The following is a 20,083-nucleotide window of genomic DNA, read 5'->3' as shown; positions in this document are numbered from 1 at the left end:
GGGGCTTCATGGTAAACCAGTCTCAGCCCAACAAATCCCATGACATCGGTGTTCCGCGCTTTACATCGCACCTTACCTTTTGCCCGATCAGTGCATCATAATGCTTTGGCGAAAGCCCTTGTCCGGGGCGGATGCGGCGCAGATTCTTCTCCGTCAGAACTTCTCCCGCTCTCATGTCCTCTGTAATGTATAGGCTGCGCCGAAATTGCAGAGACTTCTTCTCCTGCTCTGCCAATTCATAGCGCACCTCACCCATTGCAAGTGCGGCAGCACGACATTCACGCACGAGCTGCGCCATCTCATTCGGTTCGAGTGAGAACGCAGCATCAACACCGCCATCGGCACGAGACAGAGTAAAGTGCTTCTCGATCACAGCTGCACCAACTGCGACGCTTGCCACGGCGACGCCAATGCCGAGCGTATGATCGGACAGCCCCACCTCACATCCGAAGAGCTCACGCATGTGAGGAATCGTGCGAAGATTCGTCCCCTCGGGAGAGGATGGATAACTGCTTGTACATTTGAGCAGTGTCAGTTCCGTACAGCCGTTGTCCCTTGCCGTCTGAACAAGGTCGGCAAGCTCCGATACGGTCGTCATTCCCGTCGATACGATCATGGGTTTGCCCGTACGTGCAGCTTTCCGAATCAGCGGAAGATCCACATTCTCAAAAGATGCAATCTTATAGCACGGTACGTCGAGCTCCTCAAGAAAATCGACAGATGTATCATCAAAGGGCGTACTAAACCCAATGATCCCAAGCTCTTTGCAGCGATCAAAGATCGGTTTATGCCACTCCCACGGAGTATGTGCCTTCTCGTAAAGCCGATAGAGTGACTCACCTTTCCACAGACTGTTTTGATCCGCAATAAAAAACTCTCCCGTATCAATATCAAGCGTCATGGTATCTGCAGTATAGGTCTGAATCTTGACCGCATCGACTCCTGCAGCAGCTGCCGCATCGACGATGGCAAGAGCACGCTCAAGCGACTGGTTATGATTGCCCGACATCTCTGCGATGATAAAGGGGGTATTTCTCTGCATAATGCATCCTCCCTATATAATATCCGTTCACCCGACAGTTTTTTCATATCGAAGAAGATCATTTTCACGACTCTCATGATAATGTAACGATGCAAAGACTCTCTGAGAAGCAACGTTCTCCTCTTTGACGTAACCGACGAGAGCCAGACACACACGTTGCGCTCTCAACTTGTCTTCTGCCATCTTCAATATCATACGTCCATACCCAGAGCCTCGATGAGTTGCATCAATGCTGTAGCTGATCAGAGCCATCTTATTTTCAACTGCCAAACGAATTTGACCAACTGGCACAAAATTCGCCATTAAGATAAAAAAATATTGCGCTTTCGCTGTCCCGAGTACACTCTTCAACCATCGGACATGATCCTCATAGACGAGCTTCTCACTATGAAGCGAATTTGCACGCGTCTCCTTCTCGTTACGCCACTGAAAAAGCATATTTGCATCCGAAAGTTCAACAGGACGCAGGGATAGCTTTCCTTCATCTATCACAATCATTCACATCCAATCTGCAGCTTCGCTGCATCTCCTGCAGAACTTGCGGCATGATACATTTCTGCACAGCCGCCGCAACATCCCCCACCGTCACCTCATCCCATCGCCCGAGATAATAGATATATCCCGCCTCTGCACAATCTCGACAGATCTCAAACTGATTCTCAGCAATCGCTGTAACGATGGTTGGCAATCCAAGAAAACAGCGCTCCCATGTTGTCGTACCGCCTGCACCGAGACAAAGATCCGCATTTGCCATTAGCTCTGCCATATTGGAAACTTGACAGTAATAGTGAAGGAATCTATGTGCGTCGCAAAGCTCCTTGATATATGCACGACACGGATTACTCCCGCCAACGACAACATCCACAGCGACGGAAGGAAGCTGCAGCTGAATGAGTGCGCGGATTGCTTTTTCGGTCTCCCTTGTCACATCACTGCCGCCATAAAAGACAAGAATGCGGCGCAGGACACCATCCCGTACACCAATCTTTTCCCGCGCCGCATAAAACTCCTCGCGCAGGAGAGCATGGCATGGACCGAGCAGAAGCTTACAGGCAGGAGGCACCAGTCCATCATACCGATGCCGCATCTCACGATAGAAGTTCTGGTCGAGAAGTACATCGCAGTCATGTGGGCGGTTCGCGAGATCGTCAATGACAAAGATCTCACGCACAAGAGGACGCAGTTTTTGCTCCCATACCACATCCAGCGCATAGCTGTCGACGACGAGACGGCTGACAGGCTGCATACGCGACAGAATCGCTCCCGTCTCCTCTGCGTCCACCAGCTGCGGCACCGTAAGCCATGCCGCATACCCTATGAGATTTGGATACATCTCATGCTGCGGCAAAAGATGCAGGGTAAATCCGCGCTCCGTAGCCAAGCGGTGCAGACTCCCAGAGAGATCACGCGAGATAAAATGAACCTCGGCGCCATCCTTCCACAGTCGCTCCGCCAGTGTCAGGCATCGCATCAAATGACCGCTTCCGATCTGCTCGGATGAGTCCACGCGAATCGCTACAACACAGTTCATGACATCCATCCGATCTGTTCCAACATAGAGCATCACCCCAGAACGATCTTGAGCGGCTGCCCCTCCATATAAGTTTCGGGATGCCCACTCTTCAGCGCCTCGCGATAAACTTTCATCGCATCCTCAAATACATTGAGCGTGAAGTCAAGATCCTCCTGCGTATGCGAGTAACAGGGGAAGATGTGCCAGCCAAGGAGGACGCCGCGCTTGACGCTTTCCTGCATAAAGATGGAGTTGTAGAGCCAATCCTTTTTCCCATCATAGTCTGTGTATTCAAGATTCAGACGGCAGGGATAACCGTTGAGATCAATCGGCACATCGATATCCTTGGCAAGACAGCGGAAATTATCCTGCAGATATTTCCCCTTTTCCCAGATTTTCTTTGTAACCTCACCGGATTCGAGTTCCTTCATCACGGCGATACCGGCGGCAAGAGACAGGCAGTCACCGCCAAAGGTAGTAGAGATAAAGATCTTCTTGTCCACTTCATCCATGATGCCCTTGCATCCCGCAACAATGGAAAGAGGCATACCGTTTGCCGCCGCCTTGCCAAACGTCGAGAGATCAGGCGTCACCCCGAAATATGCCTGTGCCCCACCGATCGAGAAACGGAAGCCGTTGACAACCTCATCAAAGATAAGCAACGCCCCATTCCGATGGCAGAGTTCCTTCAACTGTTCAAGGAAGCCTTCTTTCGGTGGCTCGACCTCGACCGCCTCAGTGATGACAGCGGCAATTTCCCCCGGATAGGTTTCAAAATACTCTTCGACCTTTGCCAAATCGTTATAGTCGAATTTATGGACGAACTGTCGCACTTCGGGAAGGATGCCGCCCTGACGAACATTCTCCGCCGCCGTCGTCCATTCATGCCAGCCGTGATACTCTCCGCGCACGATGTGCTTGCGCCCCGTATAGCAGCGCGCAATGCGTACAGCTGCCTCCGTCGCCGAGGATCCCGTCTTGAGGAAGCGCACTTTTCCCGCACTCGGGATATGCTTCACACACAGTTCGGCATACTCCACTTCTTCGGGCGCAACGAGGGAGTAGCCCATACCGCGATGAAGCTGCTTCATGACAGCATCATCCACCGCCTTGTATTGATAGCCAAGAAGGATCGGACCAAGCCCCATATCATAGTCAATGTATTCGTTGCCGTCCGGATCCCAGACGTGCCCATCTTTGCCGTGGTCGATATAGATGGGAGACACGCCCTTGATGTGCGTCTCCGGACCTTTGCTGTAGAGTTGACATCCCGAAAGAATGGTGTCTTGCGCCCTCTGCCACAGCTCATCCGACTTTTCCAAGCTTCTCTGATTGATCTTCATATAGATGTGCCTCCCATATTTACCCTATGTACTCCGTATCCTCTGCCAGAGATTTCTGTAGCCCCTCATTTCGGATAACCCCTTGATTGAGCTCTCGCAGTTCCGGATGCTCACTGAACAGCATCAGTATATCCTGCATGGCAAAATCGTTGTTGGTTGGATAAAGCTGCTCATAGATCGTCTCAACGAGCGCAAAATCACACGGCTCATCCACAGTCCAGCGCATATCCCCATAGTCTTCTGCACAATCCACAGCGCCAATACGAAAACATTCTGGATTGTTTCGGAAATAAAGTGTAACATGCTCTCGTTCAGAGGAACGTGTCGCTGCACGGTAAGCACGTTCCAAAGCAGCAAAGGTCATCACCTCTGTATCAAGACCTTCCGGAAAACGTTCCGTCATGTGCGTATAGTCATTATGCTCGGCAAGATGCCGCGCAATCACATCGTCAGTGACACGCCAGTCAATCACGGGACAATCCCCCGTCACGCGAACGATATGATCTGCGCCATATTCTTTCGCACAGGCATAATACCGTCCCAGAACATCATCAAGACTCCCCCGATAAACACTGACCCTCGCCTTATGAACAGCATCATATAATCCGTCATCGCTCATGTCCGTACTCGTCGCAAGAACGACCTTATCCATATAGCGACTGTGTGAGAGCCTCTCGATCTGACGCAGAATCATCGGGCGTCCAAGCAGCGGCTTCAAAACCTTGTTCGGCAGCCGACGCGAGGAACAGCGCGCTTGTAAAATAGCAAGTATCAAAATAATCCGTCCTTTTTCACCGGAAAACCATATACAGGAACATCAAGTATCATGCGAAAGAATGCATGCGTGGCCAATCCCTCTTTGAAATATGAAATTGAGAGTTCCTTATCCGTCGGTTTTATCATATCACCTGGGTATGCACGCATGCCGATATGATACCACTTCAGACCAAGCTCCTGCATATGTTGGATCGCCCGATTGTGTACGGCGTGACTGACCGGCTGATCAAACAGGTCACGCCGATACGCAGCTACGCTATAGACAGCCTCATCACGCGAAAACTCATAGAATGCCGCGCCAATCAGTTCCCCATCCTTTTGCCGCGCTGTCACAAGGAATCCACACCCTAACCTTATCGCTTTTTCCTGTATCTTCCATGTCAAAAACGACCTCGATACCCTCTTCTGCAAATACACGCTGCATACACGAACGCAAGAGCTCTGTTTCCATTTAGGATACCTTCTTCCACCGCTGCGGCTCAAGTATATTCACATCTACATCACGAAACGCACCATACAATTTTTGATAGGTTGCCGAAAATGCGGGACACTTTGATCGCAGCGCAGTATTTTCCCGTAGCTGCGCACCTGTGTCCACACCAAACACAACATAGGAAATACCCGTATGACAGAGCGCGTAGAGCATCGCCGCCTCACGCGGGAGGAATCCATCCTCTGCCGCCATTGATTGAAACTGCTCCACATACACACCGCTCCCCGCAACCTTTGTCTCTGCATCCGCAGGATGCATGAGCAGAAGCCCCTGCAAAAACGTACTCCGCGCAAATACTTCCTTCCCATTTTCCTTGGCACGTTTGAAAAAGTCACCGTCGTCAAGACGCTGATCGAGGACGTTGTAGGGCACCTGTATGATATCAATGCGGGAATCCTCTGCCGCTCGCACGGCATCCTCGGGGCTGTAGATGCTCACACCGATCGTATCCGTCCATCCATGCGCCTTTGCCTCATCCATCGCATCCATAACAGAGGCGTCATCCAGATCCTCTACGCGATGCAACATATAGCAGTAAAGCCTAGACACGGCAAGACGCACAAGGGAACGCCGGATTTCGTTTCGCACATCGCGCCGCTCTCCCCCCTCTGCAGGATGCAGCTTTGAGATAATCCGCCCGCCGCGTGCCGCCAAACCATAGCGACCGAGCAGAGCCTCTGCCGTGCCGTATGCGCTTGCAGTATCAAACATACGAATACCTGTATCAAGCGCAGCATTCAGTACACCAAAGACTTCTTCCTCAGTCGGCTGACGCCCCAATGTATTGTGAATACCATAGTGCATACCGAACTGCACCGTTCCTAGACAGAGCTTCGCCGCCATAATTCCTCCTGCTTTCCAACACGGCTGCTCCAATCAGCGCTGCCGCATTCAGCCGTCAATCAATACCTCATGCAGCGCCCGTGCGACCATTTCCTGCTCTGCATCCGTCATACATGGATAGAGCGGCAACGTCAGCGCCTCACGGTAGTACTCCATCGCCGCCGGACAATCCTCTGTATGGAAACCGAGCGTCTCATAATAAGGCTGCGTATGCACGGGGATATAGTGCAAATTTAGAGCAACGCCCCGCGTGCGCATTTCTGTAAAGATTTGCTGCTTCGTCTTATGTACACGATCAAAGTCAATGCGGACGATGTACAGATGCCACGATGGCTGCGCTCCATCCAAAACAAAAGGTGTTCTGAGAGGAAGATCGCGCAGCAGTTCATCGTAACGCGCCGCAAGAGCACGTCTGCGCACAACGAATTCATCCAGACGATTCATCTGGCTCACACCAAGCGCCGCCTGAATATCTGTCATGCGATAGTTGAAGCCAAGAGCCACCTGCTGATAGTACCAATCCCCATCGCTTTCCTTGGTCATGCGCTTTGGATCACGCGTAATGCCGTGACTGCGATAGAGACAAAGCCGTTCATAGAGGGCATTGTCATTCGTGAGAACCATCCCGCCCTCGCCTGTCGTGATGATCTTGACCGGATGAAAACTCAGCACCGCCATGTCCGAATGGGCACAGCTTCCCACCTTGGCATCGGCATAGTCCGCGCCGATACAATGTGAAGCATCCTCAAGCAGTATAAAACCGTACTCATCCGACAGTTTCTTGATGGCACGCATATCGCAAGACTGCCCTGCCATATGTACAGGAACGACGATCTTGGGCAGCCTGCCCCGCCGCTTCGCCTCCTGCAGTTTCTTCTCCAATGCAGAGACACTCATATTATAGGTGTTTTCATCAATATCGACGAAATCCACATCTGCACCGCAATAGCGTGCGCAGTTCGCTGAAGCGACAAAGGTAATCGGACTCGTCCAGAGGAGATCGCCTTTCCCAAGACCTGCTGCAAGGCAAGCGATGTGAAGCGCAGAAGTCGCATTGCAGACAGCCACCGCATACTTCACGCCGCAATACTGTGCAACGCGCTGCTCAAAACGCTCGATCACAGGTCCCTGGGTCAGAAAATCTGAGCGCAGCACCGTCTCGACCGCCTCCATATCTGCCTCGTTAATATCCTGTTTTCCATAGTAAATCATGGATTCATCTCCCGTAGCTCCTCCACCGTCAAAAAGTGTGGATTATTGCCGGAATTATAGTCAAAGCCATCTGGCACAAGTGCACCGACTTCGCCGATCGCATTATGTGTATAATCCACCGTCCGCTCCTGCGTAGAGGGCATGATAACAAAGTGATCTGCAAACTCCAACGTCTCATAGTAGAGGTCTGAGGGACACATCACCTCATGCAGCTTCTCCCCCGGACGAATGCCGATAACCTTGACCGGCACCCCCGGTGCGATCGCCTGTGCGAGATCAGTAATCCGCATCGACGGTATCTTCGGAATGAAGATTTCGCCGCCCTTCATTCGCTCAAAGCTCTTGAACACGAACGCAATACCATCCTCCAATCGAAGCCAGAATCGCGTCATACGCGGATCGGTCACGGGAATCTCTCGCGCCCCCTCTGCCATGAGCCGTTTAAAAAACGGCACAACTGAGCCGCGGCTTCCAACCACGTTGCCATAGCGTACGACAGCGAACCGCGTCGCCTTTGCACCGACAAAGTTATTCGCCGCCGTGAAAAGCTTGTCCGAACATAGCTTTGTCGCGCCATACAAGTTGATCGGATTTGCCGCTTTGTCCGTAGAAAGCGCAATGACCTTCTTGACACCTGCATGGAGCGCTACATCGATAACATTCTGCGCACCGTTCACATTCGTCTTGATGCACTCCATCGGATTATACTCCGCTGCCGGCACCTGCTTGAGCGCCGCCGCATGAACGACGTAATCCACGCCTTCCATCGCATATTTCAGACGCTCCCCATCTCGTACATCACCGATGAAGTAACGCATACATCTGTCGTTATACATCTGCTGCATCTCAAACTGTTTGAGTTCGTCACGTGAGTATACAATGACTTTGTTGGGCTGGTACTTCTCAAGTAAAATCTTGATGAACATCTTCCCGAACGATCCAGTCCCTCCCGTGACAAGGATATTTTTATTGTTGAACATATCTTACTCCCTTCCTCCCACCGCTACCTGTGGAGGATGCTCTTCCATATAGGGCACAATGAAGCGAAAAAACTTCTCCAGCCTTTCACCATTCTCCTTCGCGTCAAACACCGGCATAGCCTCCTGAACCTCCGTCGAATAAACGGCATCCACGGTCTTTTCCAAATAGCGGTACAAGGCTTGTTTCAAAGCATCATGATCGATCACATATGATGTGATATCCTCTGCACGCAACCCTTCATGATAACGAAATACACCGGGAAACGACTCGTACCATATGCGACCAAAAATCAGAGCGTTCTTTCCTCCACTGATTGCCTCCCACCCCGCCGTCCCCGTAATGGTAGCAACAAATTTGGAATGTTCCATAAGAGCATAGGTATCAATGGAGCGATCCACATATTTGACATTCGGAATAAGCTTCAGACGCTTGAAGAAACAACCGAGCCGCATGAGTTTTGTCTGCTTCGGATTTTCCTTAACATAAATCATCCAGTCCGGCGGCAACATCACACGCAGCTTTTCGATAGCGAGCAGCTGATCGTAGTATATTCCTCCTAATACATCTGTCGTCATCTCCGGCTGAAGATGGAGCGGAAAATATACATAATTGCAATTCAGATCAATATTTTTATCGACACTGCGTGTTGCATTCGTCTGGTATTGCTTCTTTTCGTAATAGTCCATCGCGCATATCGCAATTTTTTTAAAAATGAACTCGTGAAGGTTGCTGTATTTTTGAAGGGACCGTCTAAAAATCGTCTTCTTGCGCTGTATGAACGCCTTCGGCGAAGATACCTCTCTCCAGTGATATTGTAGAGAATGCCCTTGCTTCGGTGCATGTTTCCCCTTCATATAGAACAGGTCTTTTTTATACTCTTGCCGAATCTCAATCTCCTCAGCACGTGGCGTGCGGAATATCGGAACATCAACAAAGCGGCCATAATCTTCTATGGAAAAACAATATGCAAACGTACCAAAAGGACCGGACGGTACCAGAATCAAGATGCGTATTCCCATCGCCTGTAACAAAGGGTACAAAATACTCCTAAACCCATCATGCGGTATGTCGGCAAAAACAACCAACTCAATTTGATTCCGAGAGAGCAGTGTATAAAAATACCGTACCCAAAGCTGTATAATGTTCATATACTCATAGACAGGAGTTCGAAAATAGAACGCCTCACGGGCAAAATTTTGTAAAATCACGGGAAAATAGTGGCGTATCTTCTCATCCAACCAAGCAGGTGGAAGATCTACGTCCTCCTGCCGAAAATTCAGGTCAAACTTATCCTCAATGATTTCGACGCCTTCCCTCTGTGCAAAGAACGGCATCCTTCTCTCATCCACACCAACGATCCACTTTTTTATACAGAACACACCCACATCATGCAACTGCCCAATCACGGGTGCAGTAAAAGGCTGATCCAACCCCCAAATCAGTGTTCGTAACATCCTATTCTCTCCTCAAGCATAGTCATAAGCGGAAAAATAAACGAGCGAAAGGATTGAAACGCCTCGTTTCCATGCCACCCATGCTAAAAATCTCACCCACTAGCTCATGATGCGTCTAATCTGCGCTGTGAAGTATTCACATACAACCATGCTGCAAATCCCCAAAGCGCAGCGAGATTCCCAGCATGGATTCATAGTTTTTCTTCTTAACAGAGAGCTTCATGCAAACGTCAGATGATATGCTCGCCGTGATACTTCTCTCCGCCGATCTCAGGATAGACGCCGTACTCGATCGCCCACTCGCACTTGTACTTGATCGCCTGCGCATGAATCGTCTTGATGCGGTCAATCGTGCGCACGACCTTGCCCGGCATACCGACGACGAGGGAGTTCGGCGGAATGACCTCGTTCTCGCGCACGAGCGCCCCTGCGGCGATGATCGAGCCTTCGCCGACCTTCGCGCCCGTCAGAACCGTCGCATTCATGCCGATGAGGACATGGTTGCCGATCTCCGCGCCGTGCACGACGGCGCTGTGACCGATCGTCACATAGTCGCCAATGATGCACGGATTGTCATCCGCCACATGAAGGCAGACGAGATCCTGCACATTCGAGCACTCGCCAACGGAGATATAATTCACATCGCCGCGCGCAACAACGCCCGGCCAAAGGCTCGCGTACTTCGCGACGCGCACATCGCCCGAAAGGAACACCTGCGGCGCGACGAAAGCCTCCTCATCGATCTGCGGCTTGATACCATGAAATTCCGTGCTGGAAAGCGTATACATAAGACTCGCTCCTTTTCTTCGATTGGATTTGCTCACTGCATCCTATTATACAACGATTGGCGCGGAAAGGGAATATATCGTACCCAAATGCAGACACAACAGGATCTCCCATAGAAGAGAACAAGGGCGAAAGATCATTCTGTATCAAACACATAAAACCGCTCCTTTCCTTACTCGTCCGAGCAGTAGCGGAGCGGTTTTACCATGAAGCCCCAAGCGGTCAAGCCGAAGGTGCAGACCGATTGGCTAGGCTTCTGTAAGGGCGGCGCACAATGTCCACGAAGTGGACGTTTGTGCGTGTAGCTTATACATATCAGAACCAGCTTCAGCAGAACACGAAAGTTCCACGAATTAAAGCAAGCTGTGCATCTTGCCAAGTTCTTTCACTTTTTCCAAAGAAAACTTCGACATACTTGCGATCATTTCAAGCGGCAGCTTATTTCGCAGCATTTCCAGGACAATATCAACCTTTCCTTCCTCGCGCCCACGTTCCATGCCGCGCTCCATGCCGCGCTCCATGCCGCGCTCCATGCCACGTTCCATGCCTTGTTCATAGATGCCTGTACTCAGATTGCACATTGTCCTCATCTCCTCTTCTATATCTGCACTTATATCCATATCAAATTCATCTTTTAAAAGCTGCTTCTTCGCTGCCGGAGATATTTCCGTGTCCTTGAACAAGATCTGCAGGAATCGAATAAGCCAATCCTCGTCCTGCTGTCGTTCATTTCCAAGATAAACCGTGATGATGCTCATCAAATCATAGTCAGCACGCTTTTCTTTATGATGGTGCAGAATATGATGCTCGGCAAGGTCATAACGATTGATGGCGCTCCTGCCGTTTGGGGAGTCCATACAAAGCCAAATACTGTAGACTTTCTTGATTTCATCGTAGGATGATCCTGTAAATTCCGTTTCTTTCTGCGAAGAAATCAAGCGGCTCGCATAGTAGACGGCTCGGCGCAGGAGTGCGTAGCCCAGCTTCGCTCTTTTCTGTGTCCGCTGTGCCTCAACGTTGATAATCAAGGTGATGCGTTCACCCGATTGGGGAACTCTCGCGTGGAAAAGTATATCGAAGCGAATCCAGCCTTCCGTGATGCCGATATTTTCCGTGGCATCACCAAGGAATTCTTTCGGCGAATCTTTCCTGTTTCTTACGGTATTCGTCTTATCCCTGTCCACGGGAATCTCGCTGATCTGCGGCGTGCCCTCGATATATTTTTCTGCGATGTCAGCGATTGCAGCGTCCTCGAACTCCGGCACAGTTCGCTTCAAGAGACGTGCCATGATCGTTCTTTGCGAAAGCAGACGCTTGGCATGTTGATCGTATGTCGGATTTTGATAGGAAGCTCCTGGATTCTCTGGCATTAGGATTTCTCCTTGTTGTGTGAAAACGGTTTCCCTTCCACGCTCTGTCATCATTATAGCACTGATTACGCACTTTAGCCAGAAAGTTACTCCCCATATCCAACGGGATGCTTCTCGTGCCATTTCCATGCCGTCGCGATGATTTCTTCCACGTCGGTGAAGTGCGGCTGCCAGCCGAGGATGCGGCGCGCCTTGTCGCTGGAAGCAATGAGCTGCGCGGGGTCGCCCGCACGGCGTGCGCCGATTTCTGCCGCGATCTTCTTGCCCGTCGCCTTTTCTGCAGCAGCGATCATTTCCTTGACCGAGAAGCCCTGTCCGTTGCCGAGGTTGAAGATGTCGCTCTCGCCGCCCTTCCGCAAGTATTCGAGTGCGAGCACATGTGCATCGGCGAGGTCGACGACGTGGATGTAGTCGCGCAGACAGGTGCCGTCGGGCGTCTTGTAGTCATCGCCGTAGATCGTGATGTGCGCTCGCTTGCCGTTCGGTACTTGCAGGATCAGCGGAATCAGATGCGTCTCCGTCTTGTGATCCTCGCCGATCGAGCCGTCTGAGAGCGCACCTGCCGCGTTGAAGTAGCGAAGCGACACGTAGCGAACGCCGTCGGCACGACTGACCCACTTCATCATCTTCTCCATCGTCAGTTTCGTCTCGCCGTAGGTGTTCGTCGGCTCTGTGGCATCGTCCTCCAAAATCGGCACGCGCTTCGGCTCGCCATAGACCGCCGCCGTCGAGGAAAAGACGATCTTGTCGACGCCGTGCCGCACCATCACTTCGAGCAAAACCTGCATACCGTAGACGTTGTTGTTGAAATAGAGAAGCGGCTTCTCCATGCTCTCGCCCACGAGCGAGTTCGCCGCGAAATGAATCACAGCCTCGATCTCGTTCTCCGTGAAGATCGCATCAAGCACGGCGCGGTCGCGGATATCGCCTTCGTAAAACTTCGCCCGTGCGTGAATCGCACCGCGATGACCCGTCTGCAGATTGTCAACGACGACGACCTCTTCGCCCTTTTCAATGAGCTGATGAACGGCATGAGAGCCGATGTAGCCGGCGCCGCCGCAAACCAGAATTGCCACGGAAAAATCCCCCTCCAGATATATTGCCAAAAACTATCGCGAAACGCTCCTCATACCTTCGCCACAGGCAAGCAGCAGACGCTTCAAACGCCGCCGATCTGTGCGATGAAGGCGAGCGAGCGCAGCGGCTTGCCGAAAAGCGCACGCAGGTAAGCGAGCAGCAGACTTTCCGCTGCCAGAAGTTCCTGCTTTCTGACGGAAAACGGCGCCAAAGCGCGCACATCTGCCGCCTTCTGCGGCGAGAGAAACGCCTGCCAGTCGAGAGCGGTCAGCTTCTCAATGAACGCCTTCCATTCGGCAGAAAAGAGCGGCATATCCTCTTGACGGCAATCCGCGCACAATGCGCCGCCCTCGCCGATGTCGACGGACATCGGCTCTTCAAAGGGCGCACCGCAGTGGACGCAGCCTGCAAGATGAAGTGAAAGCCCCGCGAGCGCGAGGAGCTGATACGCCGCCGCCAGCGCCACGAGGCGCGGATTGCGCTCCTCAAAAGCGCAGAAAATCTGCAGCAGACGGTCGAAAGCGTCGGGCGCAGGCTCGTGTTCGGGAAAAAGCGCAAGCGCCAGTTCTGCCACGAAGGAGCCGTATGCCATGACCGAGAGGTCTTCCGAGAGACGGCGAAATCGCCCCTTGAGCGAACACTGCCGCACCGTCCAGACCCTGCCGCCTTCCGTAAGATCCACGTCGAGATGGCTGAACACCTGCATCCCTGCCGCAAGTGCGCTCTTCGGGCGGCGGCAGCCGAACGCCGCCGCCTCGACGCGCCCACACTCGCGCGTCAAGAGCGACGCCATCTTGTCCGCCTCACCCCAGTTCCTCGTGGCGAGCACGAGCGCCTCAGCGCTGCGGCGTGCCATGCGGTTCGGCTCCCTCGTTCGCACGTTTCCCTGCGCCTGCACACGAAACCTGTTCCTGCGACGCCGCCACGACCTCATCCGCCAACCGCGTCACAGATCCCGCATCCTGCATCTCTCCCGACGACTGCCGCTGCGGCATGACGGCGCCCGCCGTCAGCATGTACTGCAGCGCCGATTCGTTGCTGATGTCGAGATAGATGACGTCGCTCTTCTTGACGAAGAGGTTCGTACCCGAGGTCATGTTGAGACTCCACGGCACGAAGACGCAGACGTAGTCGTCGCCGAGCTTCTCGCGCAAGACCGCCGGCACCTCTGCCATGACGAAGCCGAGCGCCCGCGACTGATGAAACGGCACGAGCACGACGTGGTCAAACATGTTGTTCGACTCAAAAACGGCGGTCGAAAGGTGCTTGACACTGTTGTAAATGAACTTCACGACGGGAATCTTGCCGAGCAGCCATTCGCCATAGGAAATCACACGCTTCATGAACCAGTACGACGAGAGCCAGCCCACGAGATAAATGACGAGCAGCACCGTCACGATGCCCATGCCCGGATAATAGACGGGAAAATGCCTGCCAAGCACAATCTCCGTGAAATTCAGCACCTCTGTCACGACGAAAACCGTGATGGCCAGCGGCACGAGAAGGATAAGACCGTTAATAAAGCGTTTCGATACCTTGTTCATCCTGCTGCCGCCCTTTCCCTATTTCCTCTCATTCAAAGCCAAAGTTGTGCAGAACGCCCTCGCGGTTGCGCCAGTCCTTCTTCACCTTGACCCAGAGGTCGAGGAAGACCTTCGCGCCGAGAAGCATCTCGATGTCCTTCCTCGCCTGTGCGCCAATCTCGCGCAGAAGAGCGCCCTTCGCGCCGATGACGATGCCCTTCTGCGACTCGCGCTCCACGTAGATCGTCGCGCGGATGTAGAAGCCTCCCTTCGGGCGTTCCTTCATCTCATCGAGGTCGACGGCGATGGCATGGGGCAGTTCGTCGCGCGTCGCGAGAAGCGCCTTCTCGCGCACGAGCTCCGCCACAATAAGGCGCTCGGGCTGATCTGTCACCATATCTTCCGGATAGTAGGCAGGTCCTTCGGGCAGATACTTCTTGACTTCCGCCAGAAGCGAGTCGAGGTTCACCTCTTCCTTCGCCGATATGGGCACGGCGCCCGCAAACGGATATGCCTTCATGTAGCTTTCGAGGATCGGCAGCACGGCGGGCTTCTCGATGAGGTCGAGCTTGTTGACGACGAGGATACACGGACACTTCGTCGCCTGCAGGCGCTCTAAGATATAGCGCTCGCCCGGGCCCATCTTCTCCGTCGCATCGACGACGAAGAAGACGGCGTCGACCTCCTTCAAGGTGTTTTCCGCTGCACGCACCATGTATTCGCCGAGCTTGTGGCGCGGCTTGTGGATGCCCGGCGTGTCGAGAAAGACGATCTGCGCGTCCGGCTCCGTCAGGATACAGAGGATGCGCGTGCGCGTCGTCTGCGGCTTGTCGCTCATGATGGCGATCTTCTGCCCGATGAGGCTGTTGATGAGCGTCGACTTGCCGACGTTCGGCCGCCCAACGACAGCGATGAAGCCCGATCTATGCTTTGCCTTTTCCATCGTTCTCCCCTTTCGCTGTCATTTGCTCCGTGCATTCTGCAGAGCCTTTCGCCGCTTCCTCGCGCGTCACGCCGAGCGCCGCCATCACCTGGCGCTGCTCCTCCTCCATCTCCTGCCGTTCCGCCTCTTCTACATGGTCGTAGCCCAGGAGATGCAGCATGCCGTGCACCGTCAAGAAGACGATTTCGCGGCGCAGGCTGTGCCCGTAGTCCGCCGCCTGCGCCGCGGCGCGCTCAATCGAAAGGACGATGTCGCCGAGGACGTTGACGGCAGGTCCGCCCGCGATCGCCGGCTCCTCGCTCTCATTGAGCGCAAAGGAAATCACGTCCGTCGGACGATCGACCCTGCGGTACTCGCGGTTCAGCGCATGGATGTGCGCATCGTCCGTCAAGGTGATGCTGACCTCGGCGTCCGCCGCATCGTAAAGCTCGCCGACTTTTTCCACAGCGCGCCGAATCTCTGCTTCAAGGGTCTCATCGATGGGCAGGTCTTCCACCTCGTGACTGAGCAGGATGTTCATGCGTCCGCCTCCCCTCGCTCTGATGCCGCAGCCTTTTCCTGCGCCGCCGACTTTTTCTCAGAATCCCGACGCGCCTTGTCCGCGCGGTCATACGCCTCGACGATGCGTGCGACGACGTCGTGACGGATGACGTCGAGCGCTTCCAGCCGGACGACGCCCACGCCGCGCACATCGCGCAGGATGCGGCTCGCCTCGGAAAGTCCCGAGAACACGCCGCGCGGCAGGTCGACTTGGCTTAAATCTCCCGTCACGACCATGCGCGAGCCGAAGCCCAGACGCGTCAGGAACATCTTCATCTGGCTCGGCGTCGTATTCTGCGCCTCGTCAAGAATCACGAAGGCATCCTCCAGCGTGCGTCCGCGCATATAGGCGAGCGGCGCAATCTCAATGACGCCTTTGGCGAGGAGCTTCTGGTAAGTGTCAAAGCCGAGGATGTCATGCAGCGCATCGTAGAGCGGGCGCAGGTACGGATCGACCTTCTCCTGCAGATCGCCGGGCAGAAAGCCCAGCCGCTCGCCCGCCTCGACAGCGGGGCGCGTGAGCACGATCTTTTCCACCATCCTCGCACGAAGCGCCGCCACCGCCATGACGACGGCGAGATATGTCTTTCCCGTGCCTGCAGGTCCGATGCCGAACGTGATGGAATTTTTGCGGATGGCGTCGAGGTAGATGCGCTGGCCGAGCGTTTTCGGGCGCACATGACGACCGCGGCTCGTCACGAGGATCGTGTCGCTGAAAAGGCTGTGCAGCGCCTCACCCTTGCCGCGCTTGACAAGTCCCACGCTGTAGCGCACCTCGTGCATCGTGAGTGTCGTACCCTGCCAGTGCAGGTACTGCAGTTCGCGCACGACCTGCGCCGCTGCCCGCACGATCTGCGCTTCACCGTCGATCACAAGCGTATCGCCGCGGCTTATGAAGCGGCAGTCGAAATTGTCCATGAGCACCTGCAGATACTCGTCGCGCTCGCCGAGAAGCGCCGTCGCCTCGCGCTGATCGGCAAAGGCGATCTTCTCCTCCAAAACCTGTTGCAAAGAAAGACTCCTCTCTCGTGTATTCTTCTCATTATACCTTGCAGCAAGCGCGGACGCAATAGCGGTCCCTACCGTAAACCTTCATCATAGCATCAGTTGACTATAGGTGCCGTCTGAAATATAATAGGAAGGAATGCAAACTTTTGAAAGAAATGAGGCAAATGCCATGACAAAGGAAACCGCCGTCAAAAAACTCACAAAAGAGATTCTCTGCGGCCGCCGCATCAAGCGCGAGGACGACCTCTCCATCTTCCTCGATGCGCCGCTTGAAGCGCTGCAGCAGGGCGCACACGATCTGCAGCGGCAGTTCTGCGGCAAACACATCGACCTCTGCACGATCATCAACGCGCGCAGCGGTCACTGCAGCGAGGACTGCAAGTACTGCGCCCAGTCTGCGCACCACAGGACGGGCGTCGAGGAATACGCATTTCTCGCACAGGAAGAGATCATCGCCAACGCACGCGCCAACGAGGATGCGGGCGTCAACCGCTTCTCCATCGTGACCTCGGGCAGAGCGCTCGCGGGCAGGGAGTTCGACGCCGCACTCGACTGCTACCGCGCCATGCGCAAGAAGCTCCATATTGACCTCTGCGCCTCGCACGGCATTTTGACGCGCGAACAGTTCCGTGCGCTTCGCGCCGCGGGCGTCACGAGCTACCATCACAACATCGAGACATCGCGCCGCTTCTTTCCCGAGATCTGCACCTCGCACACCTACGACGACCGCATCCGCACGATCCGTCTCGCACAGGGCGAAGGCCTCAGCGTCTGTTCGGGCGGCATCATCGGCATGGGCGAGACGTGGGAAGACCGCCTCGACATGGCGGTGAGCCTCGCCGAACTCGGCATCGAATCCATCCCCATCAACTCCCTCATGGCGATTCCCGGCACGCCGCTTGAAGGCAGAACGCCTTTGACGAGCGACGAGATCCTGCGCACCATCGCCTTCTTCCGCTTCATCAACCCGACGGCAAACATCCGCCTCGGCGCGGGACGCAAGCTCATCGAGGACAACGGCACGCCCGCCTTCCTCTACGGCGCGTCGGCTTCCATCACGGGCAACATGCTCACGACCTCGGGCACGACCATTGCCGAGGACATGGCTCTTCTGCAGCGGCTCGGTCTCTCCAACGAGACGGCGAATGCAAGACAATCCTCCGCTGCCCACGCCGCCAATGAATGAATTGTCATCATTCTTGAGAAAATGTGATAAAAGCAACAGAAAAGATCCCGTCGTTGCTGTAAAATAAGCGCAAAGCGCATTTTCAGCAAAGGATAGGTGATCTTCATGGCAATCCATGTCATTGACGAGGCACGGCGCTGCCTCCAGTGCAAAAAGCCCCTGTGCCGCATCAAGGGCTGTCCTGTGCAGACGAACGTCCCCGAGATGATCCGCCTCTTTCTCGAAGGCAGCATCAACGAGGCGGGCGCCATGCTCTTCGAGAACAATCCTCTGAGCATCATCTGCTCGCTCGTCTGTGACCATGAAAAGCAGTGCGAGGGCAACTGCATCCAACTGCGCAAAGGATCTGCCATCCAGATCTCCAGCATCGAGCACTACATCTCGAATACTTACTTCGACCGCGTCGCCTTGGAGCGTGCGCCTTCGACGGGGCAGACCGTTGCCGTCATCGGCTCAGGGCCTGCCGGCATCACCGTCGCCATCAAACTCGCGCAGAAGGGCTACGACGTGACGATTTTCGAGCGCATGGACAAGATCGGCGGCATGATGCGCTACGGCATTCCCAACTTCCGTCTGCCGCTGAGCATCCTCGACCGCTATGAGAAAAAGCTGCGCGAATTCGGCATCTGCATCCGTCCCAACCGCACGATCGGCGGCCTTCTGACGCTCGACACGCTCTTTGCCGACGGGCACGACGCCATCTTCATCGGTTCCGGCGTCTGGCGTCCGCGCAGCCTCGGCGTCAAGGGCGAAAGCCTCGGCAACTGCCACTTCGCCGTCGACTATCTGCAAAATCCTGATTCCTTCGATCTCGGCGACCGCGTCGCCGTCATCGGCTCGGGCAACTCCGCTATGGATGTCGCGCGCACCGCGATCCGCAAGGGCTGCCGCTACGTCACGGTCTATTCGCGCAGCAACAATGTCGCCGCCAGCGTGCGCGAATTCGAGTACGCGCAGGCGGACGGCGTGGAATTCGAGTTCTGCAAAGGCGTCGATTCCATCACGAAGGAAGGACCTTTGATGCGCGACCGCCACTTCGACGAAGAAGGCAAACTGACGGGAGAGGGAGATCCTGTCCTATGTCCTGCCGACAGCACCGTCATCGCCGTCAGCCAAGATCCGAAAGACAAGATCGTGCGCACGACCACGGGCATAGAGACGAACGAAAAGGGCTTGGTCGAGGTCGATGAGACCGGCGCCACCACCCGCCCCGGCGTCTTCTCGGGCGGTGACGTCGTCCTCGGTCCGTGCAACGTCGTCCAAGTCGTCAACGACGCCAAACATGTAGCGGAGGCGATGGACGCCTATCTGCGTGAAAAGCGCGGCGAGAAGTAAGGTATAAATAAAAAAACAGGCAGAGCCGACATTTTTTTACGGTTCTGCCTGTTTTTGTCTTTTTCTACTGCTCTCACAAAAGCTCCGTCATGCGCTTGAGCGGCGCAGATGTGTCGAGGTGTCCGCCGAGAGAGTCAACCTTTTTCCCGTCGAGGAGAATCTGCACCGATTTGACTTCAGGGAACTCGGTCAGCGTATTGACGATAGAGCCGACAAGCATTTCTTCGCCGGTCGAACCGCCGGTGAAATTCTTGATGAGATCGTCATTGAAGTCGGCCGTCGCGATGCCGTTCTTGACTTCGACACTCTTGATCTTCGCTTTCTTGGGGATGATGGTAATTGCCCCCTTTGCTTTCGCTCCGGAAAGCAGCGATTCCACTGCCGCCTTGTACTTATCGCCCTTCGTCTCAATCGTGCGTGTCTCTGCGATGAGCTTCATACCGTTGTCGTCAGGATAGTAAACTTTGATGTTGATTTTTTCTGCCGCCTTTGCCGCACTGTCCTTTTTTTCTGCGTCTTTTTTTTCCGTGACCGCCGCCTTCTCCGAAGCCGGAGCTGCACCATCCTTCGATGCATTGTCCTTTTCACAGCCCGAGACAAAAAGGAGTGTGCAGAGCATGACGAGGGCGAGCATAGATTTCATGATATTCATTCTAA

The 20,083-nt window shown here is 54.2% G+C and carries 21 protein-coding genes; 2 read left to right on the top strand and 19 right to left on the bottom strand.

Features of this window, described 5'->3' with window-relative positions:
- Positions 1-22: 22 nt before the first annotated feature.
- The 18 genes from pseI to ACO5Z0_RS06205 all read right to left on the bottom strand — a co-directional run bounded on the left by pseI (position 23) and on the right by ACO5Z0_RS06205 (position 16,908).
- Positions 23-1,042 (bottom strand): pseudaminic acid synthase, encoded by a 1,020-nt coding sequence (gene pseI / locus ACO5Z0_RS06290; protein ID WP_485649606.1) that lies wholly within the window; start codon positions 1,040-1,042, stop codon positions 23-25.
- A gap of 27 nt (positions 1,043-1,069) precedes the next feature.
- Positions 1,070-1,540: a GNAT family N-acetyltransferase gene (locus ACO5Z0_RS06285; protein WP_485649605.1), complete on the bottom strand. Its 471-nt coding sequence runs from the start codon at positions 1,538-1,540 to the stop codon at positions 1,070-1,072.
- Complete coding sequence (gene pseG / locus ACO5Z0_RS06280; RefSeq protein ID WP_485649604.1) at positions 1,524-2,573, bottom strand: UDP-2,4-diacetamido-2,4,6-trideoxy-beta-L-altropyranose hydrolase; 1,050 nt, start codon at positions 2,571-2,573, stop codon at positions 1,524-1,526. Before pseG ends, ACO5Z0_RS06285 begins: the two co-directional genes overlap by 17 nt.
- A 32-nt stretch (positions 2,574-2,605) precedes the next feature.
- Positions 2,606-3,898, bottom strand: a complete 1,293-nt coding sequence (locus ACO5Z0_RS06275; RefSeq protein ID WP_485649603.1) for an aspartate aminotransferase family protein — start codon at positions 3,896-3,898, stop codon at positions 2,606-2,608.
- A 19-nt stretch (positions 3,899-3,917) separates the two neighbouring features.
- Complete coding sequence (locus ACO5Z0_RS06270) at positions 3,918-4,673, bottom strand: cytidylyltransferase domain-containing protein (RefSeq protein ID WP_485649602.1); 756 nt, start codon at positions 4,671-4,673, stop codon at positions 3,918-3,920.
- Entirely contained in the window at positions 4,670-5,092 is a 423-nt protein-coding gene (locus ACO5Z0_RS06265; protein WP_485649601.1) for a GNAT family N-acetyltransferase, read from the bottom strand. Before ACO5Z0_RS06265 ends, ACO5Z0_RS06270 begins: the two co-directional genes overlap by 4 nt.
- 34 nt (positions 5,093-5,126) lie before the next feature.
- Positions 5,127-6,011: an aldo/keto reductase gene (locus tag ACO5Z0_RS06260; protein WP_485649600.1), complete on the bottom strand. Its 885-nt coding sequence runs from the start codon at positions 6,009-6,011 to the stop codon at positions 5,127-5,129.
- Positions 6,012-6,059: 48 nt separating this feature from the next.
- Positions 6,060-7,223 (bottom strand): UDP-4-amino-4,6-dideoxy-N-acetyl-beta-L-altrosamine transaminase, encoded by a 1,164-nt coding sequence (gene pseC, locus ACO5Z0_RS06255; protein ID WP_485649599.1) that lies wholly within the window; start codon positions 7,221-7,223, stop codon positions 6,060-6,062.
- The gene (gene pseB / locus ACO5Z0_RS06250; protein WP_485649598.1) at positions 7,220-8,203 is read right to left on the bottom strand and encodes a UDP-N-acetylglucosamine 4,6-dehydratase (inverting); all 984 of its coding nucleotides are present in this window, start codon (positions 8,201-8,203) and stop codon (positions 7,220-7,222) included. The genes pseC and pseB overlap by 4 nt, the downstream gene beginning before the upstream one ends.
- 3 nt (positions 8,204-8,206) lie before the next feature.
- Complete coding sequence (locus tag ACO5Z0_RS06245; RefSeq protein ID WP_485649597.1) at positions 8,207-9,658, bottom strand: capsular polysaccharide export protein, LipB/KpsS family; 1,452 nt, start codon at positions 9,656-9,658, stop codon at positions 8,207-8,209.
- 230 nt (positions 9,659-9,888) lie between these two features.
- Positions 9,889-10,446 carry a gamma carbonic anhydrase family protein gene (locus tag ACO5Z0_RS06240; RefSeq protein WP_006191537.1) on the bottom strand — a complete coding sequence of 186 codons (558 nt, stop codon included), beginning with the start codon at positions 10,444-10,446 and terminating at the stop codon, positions 9,889-9,891.
- Positions 10,447-10,797: 351 nt separating this feature from the next.
- Positions 10,798-11,814, bottom strand: a complete 1,017-nt coding sequence (locus tag ACO5Z0_RS06235) for a nuclease (RefSeq protein WP_485649596.1) — start codon at positions 11,812-11,814, stop codon at positions 10,798-10,800.
- A gap of 86 nt (positions 11,815-11,900) precedes the next feature.
- Entirely contained in the window at positions 11,901-12,890 is a 990-nt protein-coding gene (galE, locus tag ACO5Z0_RS06230; protein WP_485649595.1) for a UDP-glucose 4-epimerase GalE, read from the bottom strand.
- 83 nt (positions 12,891-12,973) lie between these two features.
- Positions 12,974-13,747: a DNA repair protein RecO gene (recO, locus tag ACO5Z0_RS06225; protein WP_485649594.1), complete on the bottom strand. Its 774-nt coding sequence runs from the start codon at positions 13,745-13,747 to the stop codon at positions 12,974-12,976.
- Entirely contained in the window at positions 13,728-14,435 is a 708-nt protein-coding gene (locus tag ACO5Z0_RS06220) for a DUF502 domain-containing protein (RefSeq protein ID WP_442673706.1), read from the bottom strand. Before ACO5Z0_RS06220 ends, recO begins: the two co-directional genes overlap by 20 nt.
- Before the next feature lie 28 nt (positions 14,436-14,463).
- Positions 14,464-15,357, bottom strand: coding sequence for a GTPase Era (era, locus tag ACO5Z0_RS06215; protein WP_485649593.1), 894 nt, complete (start codon positions 15,355-15,357; stop codon positions 14,464-14,466).
- Entirely contained in the window at positions 15,338-15,877 is a 540-nt protein-coding gene (ybeY, locus tag ACO5Z0_RS06210; protein ID WP_485649592.1) for an rRNA maturation RNase YbeY, read from the bottom strand. Before ybeY ends, era begins: the two co-directional genes overlap by 20 nt.
- Positions 15,874-16,908 carry a PhoH family protein gene (locus ACO5Z0_RS06205; protein WP_485649591.1) on the bottom strand — a complete coding sequence of 345 codons (1,035 nt, stop codon included), beginning with the start codon at positions 16,906-16,908 and terminating at the stop codon, positions 15,874-15,876. The genes ybeY and ACO5Z0_RS06205 overlap by 4 nt, the downstream gene beginning before the upstream one ends.
- A gap of 166 nt (positions 16,909-17,074) precedes the next feature.
- Between ACO5Z0_RS06205 and bioB the strand changes: the two genes are divergently transcribed.
- A complete protein-coding gene (gene bioB / locus ACO5Z0_RS06200) occupies positions 17,075-18,091 on the top strand; it encodes a biotin synthase BioB (protein ID WP_485649590.1) in 1,017 nt (338 codons plus the stop codon).
- Positions 18,092-18,196: 105 nt separating this feature from the next.
- A complete protein-coding gene (locus tag ACO5Z0_RS06195; protein ID WP_485649589.1) occupies positions 18,197-19,426 on the top strand; it encodes an NAD(P)-dependent oxidoreductase in 1,230 nt (409 codons plus the stop codon).
- Positions 19,427-19,499: 73 nt separating this feature from the next.
- Here the strand turns inward: ACO5Z0_RS06195 and ACO5Z0_RS06190 are convergent, their stop codons facing one another.
- Positions 19,500-20,078, bottom strand: a complete 579-nt coding sequence (locus tag ACO5Z0_RS06190) for a GerMN domain-containing protein (protein ID WP_485649588.1) — start codon at positions 20,076-20,078, stop codon at positions 19,500-19,502.
- Positions 20,079-20,083 lie beyond the last annotated feature (5 nt).

The organism is Selenomonas sp. (assembly GCF_057272215.1).
This window is presented reverse-complemented; position numbering and strand designations above follow the sequence as displayed.